At 62.4% G+C, this 20,339-nt stretch carries 16 protein-coding genes; 12 read left to right on the plus strand and 4 right to left on the minus strand.

The window, feature by feature from the left end; genetic code table 11:
- The 3 genes from CEC48_RS15970 to CEC48_RS15980 form a co-directional block, all read right to left on the minus strand.
- On the minus strand, window positions 1–990 hold the full coding sequence (locus CEC48_RS15970) for a 2-hydroxyacid dehydrogenase (protein ID WP_088424672.1): 990 nt from the start codon (window positions 988–990) through the stop codon (window positions 1–3).
- A 206-nt stretch (window positions 991–1,196) separates the two neighbouring features.
- Window positions 1,197–3,950, minus strand: a complete 2,754-nt coding sequence (locus tag CEC48_RS15975) for a response regulator (RefSeq protein WP_088424614.1) — start codon at window positions 3,948–3,950, stop codon at window positions 1,197–1,199.
- Between the two features lie 293 nt (window positions 3,951–4,243).
- Complete coding sequence (locus tag CEC48_RS15980; protein WP_088424615.1) at window positions 4,244–4,759, minus strand: DUF2062 domain-containing protein; 516 nt, start codon at window positions 4,757–4,759, stop codon at window positions 4,244–4,246.
- Window positions 4,760–4,906: 147 nt separating this feature from the next.
- On the opposite strand from CEC48_RS15980, the gene CEC48_RS15985 reads away from it, so the two are divergent.
- From CEC48_RS15985 to CEC48_RS16040, 12 genes are all read left to right on the plus strand, one after another.
- Window positions 4,907–7,198: a DNA internalization-related competence protein ComEC/Rec2 gene (locus CEC48_RS15985; protein WP_088424616.1), complete on the plus strand. Its 2,292-nt coding sequence runs from the start codon at window positions 4,907–4,909 to the stop codon at window positions 7,196–7,198.
- A gap of 31 nt (window positions 7,199–7,229) precedes the next feature.
- Complete coding sequence (locus CEC48_RS15990) at window positions 7,230–7,865, plus strand: MotA/TolQ/ExbB proton channel family protein (protein WP_010165826.1); 636 nt, start codon at window positions 7,230–7,232, stop codon at window positions 7,863–7,865.
- The gene (locus CEC48_RS15995; protein WP_017475826.1) at window positions 7,862–8,290 is read left to right on the plus strand and encodes a biopolymer transporter ExbD; all 429 of its coding nucleotides are present in this window, start codon (window positions 7,862–7,864) and stop codon (window positions 8,288–8,290) included. Before CEC48_RS15990 ends, CEC48_RS15995 begins: the two co-directional genes overlap by 4 nt.
- Window positions 8,290–9,300: a tetraacyldisaccharide 4'-kinase gene (gene lpxK / locus CEC48_RS16000; protein WP_088424617.1), complete on the plus strand. Its 1,011-nt coding sequence runs from the start codon at window positions 8,290–8,292 to the stop codon at window positions 9,298–9,300. Before CEC48_RS15995 ends, lpxK begins: the two co-directional genes overlap by 1 nt.
- A gap of 24 nt (window positions 9,301–9,324) precedes the next feature.
- Window positions 9,325–9,510 carry a Trm112 family protein gene (locus tag CEC48_RS16005; RefSeq protein WP_003174668.1) on the plus strand — a complete coding sequence of 62 codons (186 nt, stop codon included), beginning with the start codon at window positions 9,325–9,327 and terminating at the stop codon, window positions 9,508–9,510.
- Entirely contained in the window at window positions 9,507–10,271 is a 765-nt protein-coding gene (gene kdsB, locus CEC48_RS16010) for a 3-deoxy-manno-octulosonate cytidylyltransferase (protein ID WP_088424618.1), read from the plus strand. The genes CEC48_RS16005 and kdsB overlap by 4 nt, the downstream gene beginning before the upstream one ends.
- Window positions 10,271–10,735, plus strand: coding sequence for a low molecular weight protein-tyrosine-phosphatase (locus CEC48_RS16015; RefSeq protein WP_088424619.1), 465 nt, complete (start codon window positions 10,271–10,273; stop codon window positions 10,733–10,735). Before kdsB ends, CEC48_RS16015 begins: the two co-directional genes overlap by 1 nt.
- A complete protein-coding gene (murB, locus tag CEC48_RS16020) occupies window positions 10,732–11,751 on the plus strand; it encodes a UDP-N-acetylmuramate dehydrogenase (protein ID WP_088424620.1) in 1,020 nt (339 codons plus the stop codon). The genes CEC48_RS16015 and murB overlap by 4 nt, the downstream gene beginning before the upstream one ends.
- A gap of 244 nt (window positions 11,752–11,995) precedes the next feature.
- The gene (locus CEC48_RS16025) at window positions 11,996–12,466 is read left to right on the plus strand and encodes a (2Fe-2S)-binding protein (RefSeq protein WP_088424621.1); all 471 of its coding nucleotides are present in this window, start codon (window positions 11,996–11,998) and stop codon (window positions 12,464–12,466) included.
- Window positions 12,463–14,784 (plus strand): xanthine dehydrogenase family protein molybdopterin-binding subunit, encoded by a 2,322-nt coding sequence (locus CEC48_RS16030; RefSeq protein WP_088424622.1) that lies wholly within the window; start codon window positions 12,463–12,465, stop codon window positions 14,782–14,784. Before CEC48_RS16025 ends, CEC48_RS16030 begins: the two co-directional genes overlap by 4 nt.
- Window positions 14,784–15,770 (plus strand): XdhC family protein, encoded by a 987-nt coding sequence (locus tag CEC48_RS16035; RefSeq protein ID WP_088424623.1) that lies wholly within the window; start codon window positions 14,784–14,786, stop codon window positions 15,768–15,770. The genes CEC48_RS16030 and CEC48_RS16035 overlap by 1 nt, the downstream gene beginning before the upstream one ends.
- On the plus strand, window positions 15,767–16,354 hold the full coding sequence (locus tag CEC48_RS16040) for an NTP transferase domain-containing protein (RefSeq protein ID WP_088424624.1): 588 nt from the start codon (window positions 15,767–15,769) through the stop codon (window positions 16,352–16,354). The genes CEC48_RS16035 and CEC48_RS16040 overlap by 4 nt, the downstream gene beginning before the upstream one ends.
- 67 nt (window positions 16,355–16,421) lie before the next feature.
- Here the strand turns inward: CEC48_RS16040 and rne are convergent, their stop codons facing one another.
- Window positions 16,422–19,679: a ribonuclease E gene (gene rne / locus CEC48_RS16045; RefSeq protein WP_371917768.1), complete on the minus strand. Its 3,258-nt coding sequence runs from the start codon at window positions 19,677–19,679 to the stop codon at window positions 16,422–16,424.
- Window positions 19,680–20,339: the final 660 nt, after the last annotated feature.

The following is a 20,339-nucleotide window of genomic DNA, read 5'->3' on the forward strand; positions in this document are numbered from 1 at the left end:
TCATCCTTCGACGAGGTTTTGCGCCTGCCCGTCAGCCCACGCAGCGATGTTGGCCAGGGTGGTGCCGGCAATCGCCCCCAGCGCCTCGTGGGTCAGGAAGGCCTGGTGCGCGGTGATGATCACGTTGGGGAAGGTCAGCAGGCGCGCCAGTACGTCGTCTTGCAGGGGCATGTCCGAGCGGTCTTCGAAAAACAGCTGGGCCTCTTCTTCATACACATCCAGCCCCAGATAGCCGAGTTGGCCGTCCTTGAGCGCATCGATCAGCGCCGGGGTGTCCACCAGCCCGCCGCGCCCGGTATTGATCAGCATCGCGCCGGGTTGCATGTGCGCCAGGCTTTGGGCGTTGATCAAATGTTTGCTGTCCGCGGTCAGTGGGCAATGCAGGCTGATGATCTGCGCCTCGCCGAGCAACTGCGGCAGGCTCACATAGCGCGCGCCAAGGGCTTCGACTTGCGGGTTGGGGTAGGGATCGTAGGCGAGCAACTGGCAGCCGAACCCGGCCATGATCTTGGCGAACGTGGCGCCGATCTGCCCGGTGCCGACCACGCCGACAGTCTTGCCCACCAGGTCGAAACCGGTCAGGCCGTGCAGGCTGAAGTCACCGTCGCGGGTGCGGTTGTAGGCGCGGTGCAGGCGACGGTTGAGCGCCAGGATCAGCGCGACCGCATGTTCGGCCACCGCATGGGGCGAGTAGGCCGGCACGCGCACGATGGTCAGGCCCAGGCGCTTGGCGGTGGGCAGGTCGACATGGTTGTAACCGGCCGAGCGCAGGGCGATCAGGCGCGTGCCGCCGTTGGCCAACTGCTCCAGCACCGGGGTGCTGAGATCGTCATTGATAAAGGCGCAGACCACTTCGTGGTGTTCGGCCAGGGCCACGGTGTCGAGGTTCAGCCGGGCCGGCTGGAATTGCAGCTGCATGCCTTCGGGCAACGGTTGGGCGAGGAAGCTGTCGCGGTCGTAGGTCTGGCTGCTGAAGAGGATAATGCGAATCAAATATTCCTTCTTGATGATGGAAAGCTGCCTTTGTGGCGAGGGGGCTTGCTGTGGCGAGGGAGCTTGCTGTGGCGAGGGAGCTTGCTCCCGCTGGAGTGCGAAGCGCTCCCAGGATTTTGGGGCCGCTGCGCAGCCCAGCGGGAGCAAGCTCCCTCGCCACAGCAAGCTCCTCGCCACGGGACAGGCGTCCTTGCCCCAAAAGTTTACGCGCTGACCCGCGCCTCGCTGGCCAGCCGGGCAATCGCCATGTCCAGTTCATCCAGGGCCGGCATGGCCTTGGCGTCGTCCTGTTTGAGCAGGGTTTCGGCCCGTTGGCAGGCCGCGCGCAGTTGTGGCACGCCGCAATATCGGGTGGCGCCGTGCAAGCGGTGAACCCGCTCGATCAGGGCGTTGCGGTCGTTGGCATCACGGGCGACGCGAATCGCTTCGCGGTCAGCCTCCAGCGAAGCCAGCAACATCGCCAGCATGTCCGCCGCCAGGTCTGCCTTGCCGGCCGCCAGGCGCAAACCTTCTTCGTGGTCCAGCACCGGCAATTGTGTGGCATGCCCCAAATTTTCGGCGCCGCGCTCCGGGCCCTGATTGCGCAAGGCCAGCCCGGTCCATTTCAACACCACCTGGGCCAGTTGCCGTTCGCTGATGGGTTTGGTCAGGTAGTCATCCATGCCGCTTTGCAGCAGGGCGCGTTTTTCGTTGGCCATCGCATGGGCCGTCAGCGCAACGATAGGCAGCGGCGTGCCATGGCGTTCGCTTTCCCACGTGCGAATCGCCTCGGTGCTCTGACGGCCGTCCATGCCGGGCATTTGCACGTCCATCAGCACCAGGTCGAAGGCTTCCTGCTTCACCGCTTCGATGGCCGAGTAACCGCTTTCTACCGCCTGGACCTTGGCGCCCATGTCTTCCAGCAAGGTTTGCACCAGCAACAGGTTGGCCGGGTTGTCGTCGACACACAGCACCCTTGGTGCGCGGCTGGACAGCGGCTCGCCGGGTTCGCTGCGCAGCGGGCGCGGGCTGATCAGGTCGGCCAGGGCGCGGCGCAGTTTGCGTGTGCAAGCGGGCTTGGCCTGCAACTGGCTGTTGGGGTTGGGCACCGATGGGTTGAACAGCAGTTGTTCGGTGGTGGGGCACAGCACCAGCACCTTGCAGCCCAGGTGTTCGAGGTCCCACAGGTGTTGGTTCAAACGTTCCGGCGGAATGTCGTTGGCGGTGATGCCGAGTACCGCCAGGTCAATCGCCTGTTCGGTCTGGTGGGCGCTGGTGATGCCGTTGGTCAGGCTCTCCAGGCTGTTGAATGGGGTGACTTCCAGGCCGCAGTCTTCCAGTTGGTGTTGCAGGGCCTGGCGCGCCAGTTCGTGGTTTTCCAGCACGGCTACGCGCCGGCCCAGCAGCGGCGCGGAGGGCAGGTCCTCGATGTCGTCGCGGGTTTTTGGCAGGTTCAGGCTGATCCAGAACTCCGAGCCTTCGCCAGGCGTGCTGTCGACGCCAATCTCGCCGCCCATTTGCTCGATCAGGCGCTTGGAAATCACCAGCCCCAGGCCGGTACCGCCGGGTTGCCGCGACAGCGAATTGTCTGCCTGGCTGAATGCCTGGAACAGCGCCCGCACGTCCTGATTCGACAGGCCGATACCGGTGTCCTGCACGCTGATGCGCAGTTGCACGCTGTCTTCCTGCTCGTCTTCGAGCATGGCGCGGGCAACGATGGTGCCTTCGCGGGTGAACTTGATCGCGTTGCTCACCAGGTTCGTGAGGATCTGCTTGAGCCGCAGCGGGTCACCCACCAGCGACAGCGGCGTGTCGCGGTAGACCAGGCTCACCAGCTCCAGCTGTTTGGCGTGGGCGGCCGGGGCGAGGATGGTCAGGGTGTCTTGCAGCAGGTCCCGCAGGTTGAACGGGATGCTGTCGAGCACCAGCTTGCCGGCCTCGATTTTCGAGAAATCGAGGATCTCGTTGATGATGCCCAACAGGTTGTCGGCAGACTTTTCGATGGTGCCCAGATAATCCAGCTGGCGCGGTGACAGCTCGCTTTTTTGCAGCAAGTGCGTAAAGCCGAGAATGCCGTTCAACGGCGTGCGGATCTCATGGCTCATGTTGGCCAAAAACTCTGACTTGATACGGCTGGCTTCCAGCGCTTCCTTGCGAGCCAGGTCCAGTTCGATGTTCTGGATTTCGATGGTTTCCAGGTTCTGCCGCACGTCTTCGGTGGCTTGGTCGATGCTGTGTTGCAATTCTTCCTGGGCGTTTTGCAGGGTCTCGGCCATGCGGTTGATGCCCGAGGCCAGGTGATCCAGTTCCTGGCTGCCCAGCGGCGGCAACCGGGTTTCCAGGTTGCCGTCCTTGAGCTGTGCCACGGCCTGCTTGATCAGGCCGATCGGTGAGTTGATCGTGCGGCTGATGCGCAAGGCCAGGGCCGCGGTGCAGATCAGGCCAATGGCGATCAGCAGCAGGCTCGCGAACAAGCTGCGATAGCCGCGCAGCAACATGCCGTTGTGGGACAGCTCCAGCTCGACCCAGCCCAGCAGGCGGTCGGCTTCGTCGGGGATCAGTTCACCGGCGAGGTTGCGATGGCGGCCGAATACCGGCAGCAGATAGCGGGTTGCGTCATTGCCGGTGCGCTGCAACAGGTGTGAACTGTTGCCGATCGGCGGTTGATTGAGCATGGTCGGGCCGGCGTGGGCCAGGGGAGTGCGGTCGGGCCCGAGGAACGATACGGCGCGTACGTCGGTTTGCTCCAGGGATTGGGTGGCAATGCGTTCCAGCAGGTCGGTATTTTTGGTGCCCAGGGCCGGGGCCACCAGCGGCGCCAGTTGCTCGGCGATCATCTCGCCTCGTTGCAGTAATTGCGACTGCAGCTCCGAGAGTTGCATCCAGGTGAAGTAGCCACCCAGCAGCAACGCCATCAGGCTGGTAGGCAATAAGGTCAGCAACAGTACGCGGCCTTTTATCCCCATTCTTCTAAGCACGCCACTCTCCTGCTACCACACTGTTGTCGAATTCCACGCAGGCATCCGGCCCGCGCCACCTGCGCAGTGTAGCCATTTGCGCGGTGTGGAATCTTGCAAATTAATGACCTTGGGCAAACCTTGGACCCACGGACGCCCGGCGGCGGTCCTTTGCCGGCCTGTATCGATCAGTTGGGCACTCAGAACGCTGTGTGTGGCCCGCGACAGTAAGCAGGCGTCGGAACCGACGAGTTGGAGTGGGAGCGGATCTTTGCGTCGTAAACCGGGCTGGACGGTTCACCGCCCGGTAGCGTTTACATTCTGCGTTGTTTGCGTTTTTTCCACTGGCGCGCCACCCACCAGCGCCAGTAGCCCATGGTCAGGCAATAACCCAGCGCCGCCATCACCAGCCCCAGCACCACCGAGCCCAGCAGGAACGGTTGCCAGAGCGTCGATAACTGCCCGCTGATCCATTCCCAGGTCAGTTCGTCGGGCATGCTGCGGGGCGGCACGTTCATCAGCCAGGCGCCGGTCATGTAGGTACAGAAGAACACCGGCGGCATGGTGATCGGGTTGGTCAGCCATACGAGGCTGACGGCAATCGGCATGTTGCCGCGCACGCTGATGGCGAGGATCGCCGCCAGCAGCATTTGCAAAGGAATCGGGATAAACGCCGCGAACAGGCCAACCGCCATCGCCCGCGCGACCGAGTGCCGATTGAGGTGCCAGAGGTTCGGGTCATGCAGCAATTTGCCGAGAAAGCGTAAGGACTTGTGTTCCCGAATGCTGGTCGGATCGGGCATGTACCGTTTGAATAAGCGCCGTGGCATAAGGGGTCCAGGTCAGTTCGAAGGGCAAGTATGCCCGCATTCTACGAACGGGAAATTCAGACTTTGTGACAAATAATAATAGGCCGCATCGGCAGCCCGGCTAAGACTCAATGGGTCGCTTTCAAGGAAAGATCCATGAGAACAGGTATGTTCGCACTCGCGCTGGGGCTGCTTGCCTTGCGCTTTTTACCTGCGTTGCCGTCCACCGGCTGGCTGCTGCTGATGCCAGTGCTGGCCCTGATGCTGTTGCCCTTTCGTACCTATCCGCTGGCGTTTTTCTTGCTGGGGTTGGGCTGGGCGTGCCTCAGTGCGCAGTGGGCGCTGGATGACCGGTTGGCACCGCGTTTGGAGGGCCAGACCCGCTGGGTGGAAGGGCGTGTTACCGGGTTACCGCAACAGACGGGCGACGGTGTGCGTTTCGAACTGACCGACAGCCGGTCACGCAAGGACCTGCTTCCCAAGCGTATCCGCTTGTCATGGCGTGGCGGCCCGCCGGTTCAGAGTGGTGAGCGCTGGCGGCTGGCCGTCACCCTCAAGCGTCCCTCCGGTTTGCTCAATGCCGAGGGTTTTGACTATGAAGCCTGGTTGCTGGCCCAGCGGATTGGCGCCACCGGTTCGGTCAAGGATGGCCAGCGGTTGGCACCTGCGCGGCATGCCTGGCGCGACGGGATTCGCCAGCGGCTGTTGGCGGTAGATGCCCAAGGGCGTGAGGCCGGGATTGCTGCGCTGGTACTCGGGGATGGTTCCGGGTTGGCCGCCGAGGATTGGCAGGTTCTGCAAGCGACCGGCACCGTGCACTTATTGGTGATTTCCGGCCAGCACATCGGGCTGCTGGCGGGGCTGATTTATGGCCTGGTCGCCGGCTTGGCGCGCTACGGGTGTTGGCCGAAACCCTTGCCGTGGCTGCCCTGGGCTTGCGGCCTGGCGTTTGCCGCTGCGCTGGGCTACGGCTTGCTGGCGGGTTTCGAGGTGCCGGTGCAAAGGGCCTGCGTGATGGTGGGATTGGTCCTGCTGTGGCGCCTGCGGTTTCGACACCTGGGGATCTGGTGGCCGCTGTTGCTGGCACTGAATGCAGTGCTGGTCCTCGAACCGTTGGCCAGCCTGCAACCGGGGTTCTGGCTGTCTTTTGCTGCTGTGGCGGTGCTGATCCTGGCGTTCAGTGGCCGACTGGGCCCCTGGAGTGCCTGGCAGGCCTGGACCCGGGCCCAGTGGTTGATTGCCATCGGTCTGTTTCCTCTGCTGCTGGTGCTCGGCCTGCCCATCAGCCTGAGCGGGCCGCTGGCCAACCTGGTTGCGGTGCCGTGGATCAGCCTGGTGGTATTGCCCCTGGCCTTGCTGGGGACGGCTTTGTTGCCGCTGCCTTATATAGGTGAGGGTTTGTTATGGCTGGCGGGCGGCACGCTGGACTGGCTGTTCAAGGCCCTGGCGCTGCTGGCGCAGTACGTGCCGGCCTGGATACCGGCGCAAGTGCCCGTAGGTTTATGGTTGGTGAGCGTGTTGGGTGCGGTGTTGTTATTGCTGCCCAAGGGCATCCCGTTTCGGCTGCTGGGTTGGCCGATGTTGCTGCTGGCGGTGTTTCCCCCTCGCGAATCAGTGCCCCATGGGCAGGTCGATGTGGTGCAACTGGATGTCGGCCAAGGGCTGTCGATGATCCTGCGTACCCGCAACCACGTGCTGCTGTATGACGCCGGGCCACGTTCCGGTGAGTTCGATCTTGGGGCTCGCGTGGTGCTGCCCGCGTTGCGCAAGCTGGGTGTCGCGGAGCTGGATCTGATGCTGCTCAGTCATGCCGACGCCGATCATGCCGGCGGTGCATTGGCCGTCGCCCAGGGGTTGCCGGTCAAACGTGTGGTGGGCGGTGAGACCGAGCGGCTCCCGGCGGCACTCGGTACTCAGGCGTGTGTCAGCGGCGAGCAGTGGGAATGGGACGGCGTGACGTTCGAGCTGTGGCAATGGCCTGATGCGACGGACGGTAATCAGATGTCCTGTGTATTGCGGGTGCAGGCCAACGGCGAACGGTTGTTGCTGACGGGTGATATTGACCGTGAAGCCGAGCGGGCATTGCTGGCCACACCCTTCGGCGCCCCCGTCGATTGGCTGCAAGCGCCCCACCATGGCAGCCGCAGCTCGTCGTCATGGCCGTTTCTACAGCGCCTCGCCCCCAAGGCTGTATTGATTTCCCGGGGCCGCAGCAATGCCTTTGGCCATCCACATCCCCAGGTGCTGGAGCGTTACCGGGCCGTGGGCAGCGCGATTTATGACAGCGCCGAACAAGGTGCGCTTCGCCTGCAACTGGGCACCTTCCAGCCGCCGGTGGCCGCCCGCAGCCAGCGCCGTTTCTGGCGCGAGCGCCCGCCGCAAAACAGCGTTACCAAAGACCAGCCCCTGCGACAGGATGCTCTGGGGCAGGCCCGCCCTTGCGCCGGACCCTTATGGTAAAGTGGCGCACTTTTTCGAGGGGGCTTTCACTGTGTGGGAATTGGTCAAATCCGGCGGCTGGATGATGTTGCCGATCATTTTGAGTTCCATCGCCGCACTCGGCATCATCGCCGAACGCCTGTGGACCCTGCGTGCCAGCCGTGTAACACCTGACCACCTGCTGGGCCAGGTCTGGGGCTGGATCAAGAACAAGCAACTGGACAAGGCAAAACTCAAGGAACTGCGGGCCAACTCGCCCCTGGGTGAAATCCTTGCCGCCGGTCTCGCCAACTCCAAGCATGGTCGCGAGATCATGAAGGAGTGCATCGAAGAGGCCGCCGCGCGGGTCATTCATGAGCTGGAGCGCTACATCAATGCCCTCGGCACCATCGCCGCCATGGCGCCGTTGCTCGGTCTGCTCGGTACGGTGCTGGGCATGATCGATATTTTCAGCTCCTTCATGGGCTCGGGCATGACCACCAACGCTGCGGTGCTGGCCGGTGGTATTTCCAAGGCATTGATCACCACCGCGGCGGGCCTGATGGTCGGTATTCCTTCGGTGTTCTTCCACCGTTTCTTGCAACGGCGCATTGACGAGCTGGTGGTGGGCATGGAGCAGGAAGCCATCAAGCTGGTGGAAGTGGTGCAAGGCGACCGTGATGTGGACCTGGTTGAGGGCAACGCGTGAAATTTCGCCGCAAGCAACGGGAAAACGTCGATATCAACCTGGCGTCGTTGATCGACGTCGTGTTTATCCTGCTGCTGTTTTTTGTCGTCACCACCACCTTTACCCGGGAAACCCAACTGCGCGTCGACCTGCCGGAAGCCGTCAGCGGCTCCCCGGCGCAAGACCAGCAGGCCAAGCAACTGGATATCGCCATCAGCGCCGATGGCGTGTTCTCGGTGAATAACCAGTTGCTGGAGAAAAACGACCTGGCGAGCCTGATGGAGGCGCTGCAAAAAGAGTCGGGGGGTGATACCAACCTGCCACTTTCCATCAGTGCCGATGGCAACACCAAGCACCAGGCGGTGATCACTGCGATGGACGCTGCCGGCAAGCTCGGTTTCAGCCATCTGCGCATGACCACCGTCGAGGCGGCGAGCCAACCCTGATGGCCATGACTGATCGTTTGCTCAAGGCGTGGTACGAAGGCCATCCGGCGCTCGCGGTGTTGCAGCCGCTGGAATCCCTCTATCGCCGGGTGGTGCAGCGCAAACGCGCGCGGTTCCTGGCGGGCGAGGGCGAGATCTATCAGTCGCCGGTGCCAGTCGTGGTTGTAGGCAATATCACCGTCGGCGGTACTGGCAAGACCCCCTTGATTCTTTGGCTGATCGACCATTGCCAGCGCAGCGGCTTGCGCGTCGGTGTAGTCAGTCGCGGTTATGGCGCCAAACCGCCACAGTTTCCATGGCGCGTCGAAGCCAGTCAGACCGCAGCGGTGGCGGGGGACGAACCCTTGCTGATCGTGCAGCGCAGCGGCGTACCGCTGATGATCGACCCCGACCGTAGCCGCGCGGTAAAGGCGCTGCTGGCCAGCGAAACCCTGGACCTGATCCTCTCCGACGACGGCCTGCAACATTACCGCCTGGCCCGTGATCTGGAGCTGGTTTTGATTGATGCCGCCCGTGGGCTCGGCAACCGTCGCTGCCTGCCGGCAGGCCCGTTGCGCGAGCCGGTCGAGCGTTTGCAAAGCGTCGATGCGCTGCTTTATAACGGCGCGGGTGCAGACCGTGACGACGGCTTTGCCTTCCGGCTGCTGCCCACCGCCCTGGTCAACCTGCACACCGGCGAGCGCAAACCCGTTGATCACTTCCCGCTGGGACAACAAGTGCACGCGGTGGCCGGCATCGGCAACCCGCAACGTTTCTTCAACACCCTTGAAACGCTACACTGGCGGCCAATACTCCATGCTTTTGCCGACCACGCGCCCTACAGCGCCGAGGTCTTGAATTTCACACCGGCACTGCCGTTGGTCATGACTGAAAAGGACGCGGTGAAGTGCCGCGCCTTTGCCCAGCCCGACTGGTGGTACCTTGCGGTGGACGCGGCACCGTCACCGGCGTTTGTCGCCTGGTTTGACACGCAGTTGATGCGCTTGCTGCCCGCTCGCCTTTTGCCTTAAAACGCTGCTCTCCAGGAAACACTCATGGACACCAAACTGCTCGATATCCTCGCTTGCCCGATCTGCAAAGGCCCGCTCAAGCTCAGCGCCGACAAAACCGAGCTGATCAGCAAGGGCGCCGGCCTCGCGTACCCGATCCGTGATGGCATTCCGGTAATGCTTGAAAGCGAAGCCCGCACCCTGACCACCGACGAGCGCCTGGATAAATGACCACCGCCTTCACCGTTGTCATCCCGTCCCGTTACGCCTCCACCCGGCTGCCCGGCAAACCACTGCAACTGATCGGCGACAAGCCGATGATCCAGCTGGTGTGGGAACAGGCCTGCAAAAGCAGCGCCGAACGGGTGGTAGTGGCTACCGATGACCCGCGAATCATCGAGGCCTGCAAACGCTTTGGCGCCGAAGCGGTGCTGACCCGTGAAGACCACAACTCCGGCACCGACCGCCTGGCCGAAGTGGCCACCAAGCTGGGGCTGGCGGCGGACGCCATCGTGGTCAACGTGCAAGGTGATGAGCCGTTGATTCCGCCCTGCGTCATCGACCAGGTGGCGGCCAACCTGGCAGCTCATGGCGAAGCCCGCATGGCGACCCTGGCCGAGCCGATTGAAGACATCCAGACCCTGTTCAACCCCAACGTGGTGAAAGTGGTCAGCGACATCCATGGCCTGGCGCTGACCTTCAGCCGCTCCACCTTGCCGTGGGCGCGGGATGCATTCGCCAAACAGCCTGACGTGCTGCCGGCTGGCGTGCCTTACCGCCGCCACATCGGCATCTACGCCTACCGCGCCGGTTTCCTGCATGACTTCGTCAGTTGGGGCCCGTGCTGGCTGGAAAACACCGAATCCCTGGAACAACTGCGGGCCCTGTGGCACGGCGTGCGCATTCACGTGGGCGATGCGCTGGAAGCGCCACCGGCCGGTGTCGACACCCCTGAAGACCTCGAGCGCGTCCGTCGCCTGCTGGGGGCCTGATGCAAGTTCTGTTCGTCTGCCTGGGCAACATCTGCCGTTCGCCTACGGCAGAAGGTGTATTGCGCCACAAACTGCGTGAGGCCGGCCTGGCGGATCAGGTTGAAGTGGCCTCGGCCGGCACCGGTGAATGGCACGTTGGCAACCCACCGGACAAGCGCAGCCAGCGCGCAGCGCTGCTACGTGGCTATGACTTGTCGGCCCAGCGCGCACAACAGGTGTCGCGTGCCGACTTTTCCCGCTACGACCTGATCCTGGCCATGGACCAGAGCAACTTGCGCAACCTCAAGGCCATGCAGCCAGCCCAAGGCAAGGCGGACCTGGACCTGTTCCTGCGCCGTTACGACTCGGTGGTGGATGAAGTACCGGACCCGTATTACGAAGGCGATCAAGGCTTCGAAACCGTCCTCGACCTGATCGAGCGCGCTTGTGACCTGTTGGTGATTGAATTGAAGGGCCGGTTATGACTTTGCAGGTGCAAGCACGGGTTTCGCTCAAGCCGTTCAACAGCTTTGGCATCGACGTGCGTGCCCGGCTGTTCGCCGAGGCCCACAACGACACCGACGTGCGCGAAGCCCTGGCCTATGCGGCTGTGCAAGCGCTGCCGTTGTTGGTGATTGGTGGCGGCAGCAACTTGCTGCTGACCCAGGACATCGACGCGCTGGTGCTGCGCATGGCCAGTCACGGTATTCGGGTATTGCAGGATGATGGCGTGCACGTGGTGGTTGAAGCCGAAGCCGGCGAAGCCTGGCATCCGTTTGTACTGTGGACGTTGGCCCAGGGCTTTTCTGGCCTGGAAAACCTCAGCTTGATCCCCGGCACGGTGGGCGCCGCACCGATGCAGAACATCGGCGCCTACGGTGTGGAGATCAAGGACGTGTTCGCCGGCCTGACCGCCCTCGACCGCCACACCGGCGAGCTGCGTGATTTCAGCCTGGCCGAGTGCAACTTTGCCTACCGCGACAGCCTGTTCAAGCACGAAGTCGGCCGCTGGCTGATCCTGCGGGTGCGTTTTGCCCTGAGCCGCGCCGTGCACCTGAAGCTTGAGTACGGGCCAGTGCAGCAGCGCCTGGCCGAGCACGGCATTGCGCAGGCCACCCCCAGCGACGTCAGCCGCGCGATTTGCAGCATTCGTAGCGAGAAACTGCCAGACCCGGCGGTGCTCGGCAATGCCGGCAGCTTCTTCAAGAACCCGCTGGTGTCCCAGGCACTGGCCGCCGAGTTGCAGCTTCAATACCCGGACCTGGTGGCTTACCCACAGTCGGACGGGCAGATGAAGCTGGCCGCCGGCTGGCTGATCGACAAGGCTGGCTGGAAGGGCTTTCGCGACGGCGATGCGGGCGTGCATCGCTTGCAGGCGCTGGTGCTGGTGAACTATGGCGCGGCCACCGGCCAGGACATTGCCGGCCTCGCGCTGCGTATCCAGCAGGACATTGAAAAACGTTTCAAGGTTGTGCTGGAAATGGAACCCAACCGCTATTGAACTAAGCTTGTTTTTTGACGCACCAAGCCCTGCATTGCAGGGCTTTTTTATTGCGGCTGAGTTAACTTAGCTGGCTATCGATGTGTTTTTATCAGTTCATAGACCCTGTTTATCAAAGGCCCGGTGAAGATTCGTTTTCACAAGAGAGCCGATTAGCCTGAGCCATCTGCGTGAACCGACTCCGCTTGGCCCCCAAGTGGCAGATTGCTCGACCCCATAACCTTTTCTCTATGCGGGCGTGCCCATGATTACCCTCAAGCTCAACGGTCAAGACCATCAACTGGATGTCACCGAGGATATGCCCCTGTTGTGGGCGATCCGCGACGTGGCCGGTTACAACGGCACCAAATTCGGTTGCGGCATGGGCTTGTGCGGCGCGTGTACCATTCATATCGACGGCTCGCCGGCGCGCAGTTGCATCACCCCGATCGGCTCGGTCAAGGGCCAAGACGTCAGCACCATCGATAACCTGCACACCGACCCGGTCGGCCAAGTGGTGCAGCAAGCCTGGCTCGAAACGGCCGTGGCCCAGTGCGGCTACTGCCAGGGCGGGCAGATCATGTCTGCCACCGCATTGCTGAAAACCAACCCGAATCCCAGCGACGAGCAGATTGAAGAAGCCATGGTTGGCAATATCTGCCGCTGCGGCACGTACAACCGGATCAAGACCGCGATCCGCCAGGCCGCCACTCACCTGCAGGGGACCAAGGCATGAGCCAGTTACCCGCTGATTTTGTCCTGAATAACCTCAGCCGCCGGGGGTTCCTCAAGGGTGTCGGTGCAACGGGCGCCTTGGTGATCGCTGCCAGTTGGGGCTTGCCGGAAGCGTTTGCCGCCGACGCGGTGAAGAAGTACGGCGGTGACGCCATGCCCCATGGCGTGATCGACGATCCCAAGGTTTACGTGAGTATCGCCACCGACGGCACCGTGACGGTGATCTGCAACCGTTCGGAAATGGGCCAGGGCGTGCGCACCAGCTTGAGCATGGTGGTGGCTGACGAACTGGATGCCGATTGGGCGCGGGTCAAAGTCCAGCAGGCACCGGGCGATGAAGTGCGGTTCGGCAACCAGGACACCGACGGGTCCCGCAGCATGCGCCATTGGTATGAGCCGATGCGCCGCTGTGGCGCTGCCGCTCGTGCGATGTTGGAGCAGGCCGCTGCTGAACAATGGAAAGTTTCGGTAGGTGAGTGCCATGCTCAGTTGCATAAAGTGGTTCACCAGCCGAGCGGGCGTGAGTTGGGCTATGGCGCCTTGGCCGCCGCTGCCGGTGCACTCGCGGTGCCTGCGCGGGATAGCTTGAAGCTGAAGCAGCCGTCGGAGTTTCGTTACATTGGCAAGGAAGGCGTCAAGGCCATCGACGGTGCCGACATCGTTAACGGGCGGGCGGTCTATGGCGCCGATGTGCATTTCGACGGCATGCTGTACGCCACCATCGCTCGGCCGAAGGTGTACGGCGGCAAGGTCAAATCTTTCGATGCCAGTGCGGCGTTGAAAGTCCCTGGTGTGATCAAGGTGCTGGAAATCGAAAGCCGGCCATTGCCTTCGGAGTTTCAGCCGTTGGGCGGTGTGGCGGTTGTTGCGAGCAATACGTGGGCGGCGATCAAGGGCCGCGATGCCTTGAACATCGTCTGGGATGATGGCGTCAACGCCAGCTACAACTCCATCGACTACCGCAAGGAGCTGGAAGCCGCAGCCCTGAAGCCGGGCAAAGTGGTGCGCAATACCGGCACCATCGACCAGGCGTTGAGCGATGCCGACAGCACCCTGGAAGCGGCCTATTACCTGCCGCACCTGTCCCAGTCGCCGATGGAGCCGATGGTCGCCGTCGCCCGCTACGACAAGGGCCAGTGCGAAGCCTGGGCACCAAGCCAGGCCCCGCAAGTGACCCGCGAACGGATTGCCGAGCGCCTGGGCTTGCCGTTCGATAACGTCACCTTTAATGTCACGCTGCTGGGTGGCGGGTTTGGTCGCAAGTCCAAGCCGGACTTCATCGTTGAAGCCGCCGTGCTGGCCAAGGAATTCCCCGGCAAGGCCGTGCGGGTGCAATGGACCCGTGAAGACGATATCCATAACTCGTACTTCCATACTGTGTCCGCCGAGTACCTCAAGGCCGGCCTGAACAAGGATGGCCTGCCCGCCGCCTGGCTGCACCGTACCGTGGCGCCGAGCATCACTGCGCTGTTTGCACCGAACATGATCCATGAGGCACCGTTCGAACTGGGCATGGGCTTTACCAACATGGCCTACGCGATTCCCAACGTACGCCTGGAAAACCCGGAAGCGGCGGCCCATACGCGAGTCGGCTGGTACCGCTCGGTGTCGAACATTCCCCACGGTTTCGCGATTCAGAGCTTTGTCGATGAACTGGCCCACAAGGCCGGTGAGGATCCGCTGAAGTACCAACTCAAACTCCTAGGGCCAGACCGTCAGATCGATCCCAAGACCCTGAGCGATGAGTGGAACTACGGCGAATCACCAGAGCGTTACCCCATTGACACGGCTCGCTTGCGCGGCGTGCTTGAGACCGCCGCCAAGGCTGCCGGTTGGGGCCGCACCTTGCCCAAGGGCCGCGGCCTGGGGCTGGCGGTGCACTACAGCTTCGTCACTTACGTGGCGGCGGTGATCGAGGTAGAAGTCAAAGACGACGGCACCCTGATCGTGCACAAGGCCGACATCGCCGTGGATTGCGGCCCGCAGATCAACCCGGAGCGCATTCGCTCGCAGTTCGAAGGCGCCTGCGTGATGGGCCTGGGCAATGCGGTGCTGGGGGAAATCAGCTTCAAGGACGGCAAGGTCCAGCAGGACAACTTCCATATGTATGAAGTGGCGCGCATGTCCCTCGCGCCCAGGGAAGTCGCGGTGCACCTGGTCACGCCCAAGGGTGACGTTCCATTGGGTGGCGTCGGTGAGCCGGGCGTACCGCCGATTGCGCCGGCCCTGTGCAATGCGATCTTTGCCGCTACCGGCAAGCGCATCCGCAACCTGCCGGTCCGCTATCAGTTGCAGGGTTGGCAGGAGGCGAAGGCCTGATGGACAGTGTTGATCTGAATGTGTTGCGCAGCGTGCTGGAATGGCGCCGCGCCGGGCAGCGGGTGGTGCTGTACAGCGTGGTCCAGACCTGGGGCAGCGCGCCGCGTCCACCGGGGGCCATGTTGGCCTTGCGCGGTGACGGGGTGGTGATTGGCTCGGTGTCTGGCGGGTGCATTGAGGACGACTTGATCGCCCGTTTGCAGGATGGCCGGCTGCCTGAAGACGGGCCGCCGGTGCAGCTTGTGACGTATGGCGTCACTCGGGATGAGGCCGCGCGTTTTGGCCTGCCCTGTGGCGGCACCTTGCGCCTGACCGAGGAGCGTGTGGGCGATCCAGGCTGGGTCGCGGACCTGCTGGCACGTTGCGCGGCGCACGAGATTGTTGCCCGTGAGTTGGACTTGACCACCGGTGAGGTGGTGTTGAGCGGTGCGAGCAAGACCGATACGGTCAGCTTTGACGGCGAACGTTTGCGGGCGATTTATGGCCCGCGCTGGCGCCTGTTGCTGATCGGCGCGGGCCAGCTATCGCGTTATGTGGCGGAAATGGCGCGCTTGCTGGATTTCGAAGTACTGATCTGCGACCCGCGCCAGGAGTTTGTCTATGGCTGGGAAGAACAGCACGGGCGTTTTGTACCGGGCATGCCGGATGAAGCGGTGCTGAATATCCAGACCGATGAACGCACGGCCATTGTCGCGCTCACCCATGACCCGCGCCTGGATGACATGGCGCTGCTGACGGCCCTCAATTCCAAGGCGTTCTACATTGGCGCCCTGGGTTCGCGAGTCAACAGCCAGAAACGTCGGGAAAACCTGGCAGCGTTGGGGTTGAGCGGGGAGGCCATTGCGCGGCTGCATGGTCCTATTGGGTTGCATATCGGCAGTCATACGCCCGCGGAGATCGCGTTGTCGTTGATGGCGGAAATCGTGGCCATCAAGAACGGGATTGATCTGTTGCAGAAAAAACCGTCGCAGGCAGCGGTCAGTTGACGGGCATCACCGCGATCATCCTGGCAGCGGGGCAGGGCAGTCGTTTTCGGGCTGAAGCGGGTGCGAATAAGGACAAGCTGCTGGCGCCCTGCGTGGGTCGTGATGGCATCACGCGGCCGGTGATTGAGCAGGTACTGGTGAATTTGCCACTTGCGGTTGCCAGGCGTTGGCTGGTGACGTCGCCGGACCGCACTGAAGTCATTCGACTGGCAAAGGAGCATGGCTGTGAAGTGCTGCTTTTGCGCTCGCCGGGCATGGGTGACAGCATCGCTGCGGCGGTGGCTGCCAGTGGTCCGTCTGCCGGTTGGCTGGTGGTATTGGGGGATATGCCGTTCACCCTGCCTGCGAGTATCGAGCAGGTGATTTCGCGCCTTGAGGAAGACGGTATCAGTGTGCCGGTGCACGCAGGCCAGTACGGGCATCCCGTAGGGTTTGGTCGTTTATTCGGCCCGGCCTTAATGGCGTTGACCGGCGATCGTGGGGCAAAGCCGTTGTTCGCCCAGGCGACCGTACAGGAAGTGGCGGTCGATGATCCCGGTGTGGTGTGGGATGTTGATGTGCCGGCGTTGTTGAACTACCGCTAGCTGATAGCGCAGACATAAAAAAGCCCCGCCTGATCACTCAGGCGGGGCGTTTTAGTGGCCGATGGAATCAGACGAGGGGTTTAGGCTCGTGCTCTTCTTCCAGGGCTTTAGGGTTGTGCTCTACCACTTCTTCAACGGAACGCAGGTTCTCCTCGACAGCAGGGGCAGTGTGCTCAACCACAGCTTCGGTTACCGGAGCAGGGGCTGCTTCGACAACTTCAGCGACGACCGGTGCAGCTTCGACAGGCGCCGACGCAGCAGCGGCAGCAGCCAGTTCAGCTTCCTTGCGACGACGACGCACTTCACGCGGGTCGTTCGGCGCACGACCGTTTTCTGTCAGGGCGCTGGCCGGGGCGGCTTCAACCACCGGTGCTGCCACTTCGGCAACCACTGGCGCTTCAACCACTGGAGCAGGCTCGGCAACAACGGCGACGGGTTCAGCGGCGACAACCACTTCAGCGACTGGCGCTGGAGCTTGTTCGACGACTGGAGCCGGTGCGGGTGCTTCGACCGCTTCAACTACTGCGGCTGGCTCGGCAGTCCACTGGAAGGCGGTCTGTTCTTCACGAACTTCACGCACTTCAGGGGTCGGCTCGGCAACCGGTGCTTCAACAGCGGCTTCAACCACTGGCTGTTGTTCAACAACAACCGCAGGCTCGGCAACCACTTCAGCTTCAGGCTGAGGCTCGCGAACTTCACGAACGTGGCGAACCGGTGCTACTTCCACTTCCACTTCCGGAGCAGCTGGCGCTTCGACTGGAGTCGTCGCTTCAACCACTGGCGCTTCGACGACTGGCGTCTCTACAACCGTGTTTTCCTGGATGGCAGCGGTGGCGGCTTCAGCTTGCTCGTTGGCTTGGGCTTCAGCAGGTGCGCTGATGACCGAGCTGGCAACAGCAGCGGTAACGGCCAGGCCGGCAGCCAGTTCGGCGCCAGTGGGTTCGTCGGTTGCAGTGGCTTCGCCGGTCTCTTCCGAGCCTTCGATTTCATTGCCGTTGGCATCACGTTGACGCTCACGACGGTTGCTGCGACGACGCTGGCCACGGGAGCGGCGGCGTGGACGATCGCCTTCGGCGTTGTCCTGGCCGTCTTCCTGTTGCTGATCTTCGTTGGACAGCAGCTCTTCTTCTTCACCGGCAACAGCAGCCTGCTCGGCACGTGGTTGACGCTCTTCACGAGGAGCGCGCGGCGCACGTTCTTCACGCGGCTGGCGAGCTGGACGCTCTTCAGCCGTGGCAACGGTGGCAGCAGCAGCGGCTACGGCCGGAGCAGCATCCAGCGGCTCGCGCAGTTCACGCACACGTTCTTCACGCTCGCCACGTGGCTTGCGGTCTTCACGAGGAGCGCGTGGCGCGCGCGGTGCACGTTCTTCGCGCGGTGCGCGCTCTTCACGGGCTACAACTGGCGTTTCTTCACGGGCTTCGCGCGGTTGGCGTTCTTCACGTGGGGCGCGTTCTTCGCGGGGTGCACGTTCTTCACGAGGCTTGCGCTCTTCGTCACGGCGACCGTTGCGATTGCGGCTCTGCTGGCGACCGTTGCGACGCTCTTCGTTGCGTGCAGGGCGTTCGGTGGCAGGCTTCTCGACCACAACTGGAGCTACCGGCTCTTCCTTGGTGGCGAACAGGCTGACCAGCGACTTCACCAGGCCCTTGAACAGGCTTGGCTCAGGCAGGGCGGCTGGCGCTGCAACCGGAGCAACAGCTTCAACCGGAACCGGTGCGTTGGCACGGGCTGGCGCGGTCTTGACGGCGGCTTCCTGGCGAACCAGGGTGCGGGTCGCAGCGGCTGGCTGGACTTCTTCCACTTCGGCAGCGGCAGCAGCGATTTCGTAGCTGGACTGATTAACGTGGGCTTCGGGGCTGTCATCACGCAGGCGCTGCACTTCGAAGTGCGGCGTCTCGAGGTGATCGTTCGGCAGGATGACGATGCGGGCACGGGTGCGCAGTTCGATCTTGGTGATCGAGTTGCGTTTTTCGTTGAGCAGGAACGCAGCGACCGGGATCGGCACCTGGGCGCGCACTTCGGCAGTGCGGTCTTTCAGGGCTTCTTCTTCGATCAGGCGCAGGATCGCCAGCGACAGCGATTCAACATCACGGATGATGCCGGTGCCGTTGCAGCGCGGGCAGACGATGCCGCTGCTTTCGCCAAGCGATGGACGCAGGCGCTGACGGGACATTTCCAGCAGGCCGAAGCGCGAGATGCGGCCGACTTGTACGCGGGCACGGTCAGCTTCCAGGCATTCGCGGACTTTCTCTTCCACGGCGCGCTGGTTCTTGGCTGGGGTCATGTCGATGAAATCGATCACGATCAGGCCGCCGATATCACGCAGGCGCAGCTGGCGGGCGATTTCTTCAGCCGCTTCCAGGTTGGTCTGCAGGGCGGTTTCTTCGATGTCGCTACCCTTCGTGGCGCGCGCCGAGTTGATGTCGATGGACACCAGGGCTTCGGTCGGGTCGATCACGATGGAGCCGCCGGAAGGCAGTTCGACTACGCGCTGGAAAGCGGTTTCGATCTGGCTTTCGATCTGGAAACGGTTGAACAGCGGAACGCTGTCTTCGTACAGCTTGATCTTGCTGGCGTACTGCGGCATCACCTGGCGGATGAAGGTCAGGGCTTCGTCCTGGGCTTCAACGCTGTCGATCAGCACTTCGCCGATGTCCTGGCGCAGGTAATCGCGGATAGCGCGGATGATCACGTTGCTTTCCTGGTAGATCAGGAATGGCGCGGAACGATCCAGCGACGCTTCTTTGATAGCGGTCCACAGTTGCAGCAGGTAGTCGAGGTCCCACTGCATTTCTTCGCTGCTGCGGCCAAGGCCGGCAGTGCGCACGATCAGGCCCATGTCGGCCGGAGCGACCAAGCCGTTCAGCGCTTCACGCAGTTCGTTGCGTTCTTCGCCTTCGATGCGACGGGAGATACCGCCGGCACGCGGGTTGTTCGGCATCAGGACCAGATAGCGGCCAGCCAGGCTGATGAAGGTGGTCAGGGCGGCGCCCTTGTTGCCACGTTCTTCTTTTTCCACCTGAACGATGACTTCCTGGCCTTCGCTCAGGACGTCCTTGATGTTCACGCGGCCTTCGGGGGCTTTCTTGAAGTATTCGCGGGAGATTTCTTTGAGGGGCAGGAAGCCATGGCGCTCGGAGCCGAAATCGACAAAGGCAGCCTCAAGGCTTGGTTCGATACGAGTAATCCGGCCTTTATAGATGTTGGCCTTCTTTTGCTCGCGTGCACCGGACTCGATGTCCAGGTCGTAGAGGCGTTGGCCGTCTACCAGTGCAACACGCAACTCTTCGGGTTGAGTTGCGTTAATCAGCATTCTTTTCATGTTGTACCGTCGGTTTCCGGGCTGCCGGAAACGGCGTTCGGCACACACGACTTCTCACGGTCGGTGTCAGGTGCGTCAAGAGTGGTTGGCCACTCCAGTGTCCAGCAATACCCGCCAAAATGGGCGATATCGCGACGTACGCTTCCTGCTTGCTGTGGTGACTTAAGCACTCAGTCAGGAGGAGGAATCAACCGGCGACTGTGGACGAGATGAAGCGTCTAAATATAAGCCTAGTGCTACACGGTCCGACGGTTGTGCATCTCCACCCTACACGTATCCCTGATAATTCGGGTGCTGCCGCGCGCAGAATCCGCAGCGGGTTGGCATTTACCGTGTTCTCCAATGGGGAGAACACGCTCATGGCTAAACAAGACCGGGTGTGGGCGACTGTGCTCTCACTCAGCTTGTAACAGGCGTTGTTTCCGAAGCATTCGCCGTGGTCTGGCTCAAGACTGACTGCACTTTGTGAACTGGCCGTAAATATCGGCGCAAAAGGCGAGTAATCACTCTGCTTTTTGCACTCGCTTCAGGCCTCATGTCACCTGCGCTTGTTACAATCTCGAGCCTTCCAGGGTGGCGAAAGCCCCGTAGGACGGCCTCGCGTCCTGATGAATTGCGATGGTCAGGGCCGGCAGTTTGCCGCTAGTCCTCTGTCCAGGC

The organism is Pseudomonas sp. K2I15 (assembly GCF_002204795.1).
In the GTDB taxonomy this organism is placed as follows: Bacteria; Pseudomonadota; Gammaproteobacteria; order Pseudomonadales; family Pseudomonadaceae; genus Aquipseudomonas.

What these genes read in the sequence shown, in the direction of transcription:
- CEC48_RS15980 (WP_088424615.1), bottom strand. Translation starts at nt 4,759, where the DNA reads ATGCCACGGCGCTTATTCAAACGGTACATGCCCGATCCGACCAGCATT.
- CEC48_RS15985 (WP_088424616.1), top strand. Translation starts at nt 4,907, where the DNA reads ATGTTCGCACTCGCGCTGGGGCTGCTTGCCTTGCGCTTTTTACCTGCG.
- lpxK (WP_088424617.1), top strand. Translation starts at nt 8,290, where the DNA reads ATGGCCATGACTGATCGTTTGCTCAAGGCGTGGTACGAAGGCCATCCG.
- CEC48_RS16005 (WP_003174668.1), top strand. Translation starts at nt 9,325, where the DNA reads ATGGACACCAAACTGCTCGATATCCTCGCTTGCCCGATCTGCAAAGGC.
- kdsB (WP_088424618.1), top strand. Translation starts at nt 9,507, where the DNA reads ATGACCACCGCCTTCACCGTTGTCATCCCGTCCCGTTACGCCTCCACC.
- CEC48_RS16015 (WP_088424619.1), top strand. Translation starts at nt 10,271, where the DNA reads ATGCAAGTTCTGTTCGTCTGCCTGGGCAACATCTGCCGTTCGCCTACG.
- murB (WP_088424620.1), top strand. Translation starts at nt 10,732, where the DNA reads ATGACTTTGCAGGTGCAAGCACGGGTTTCGCTCAAGCCGTTCAACAGC.
- CEC48_RS16025 (WP_088424621.1), top strand. Translation starts at nt 11,996, where the DNA reads ATGATTACCCTCAAGCTCAACGGTCAAGACCATCAACTGGATGTCACC.
- CEC48_RS16030 (WP_088424622.1), top strand. Translation starts at nt 12,463, where the DNA reads ATGAGCCAGTTACCCGCTGATTTTGTCCTGAATAACCTCAGCCGCCGG.
- CEC48_RS16035 (WP_088424623.1), top strand. Translation starts at nt 14,784, where the DNA reads ATGGACAGTGTTGATCTGAATGTGTTGCGCAGCGTGCTGGAATGGCGC.
- rne (WP_371917768.1), bottom strand. Translation starts at nt 19,679, where the DNA reads ATGAAAAGAATGCTGATTAACGCAACTCAACCCGAAGAGTTGCGTGTT.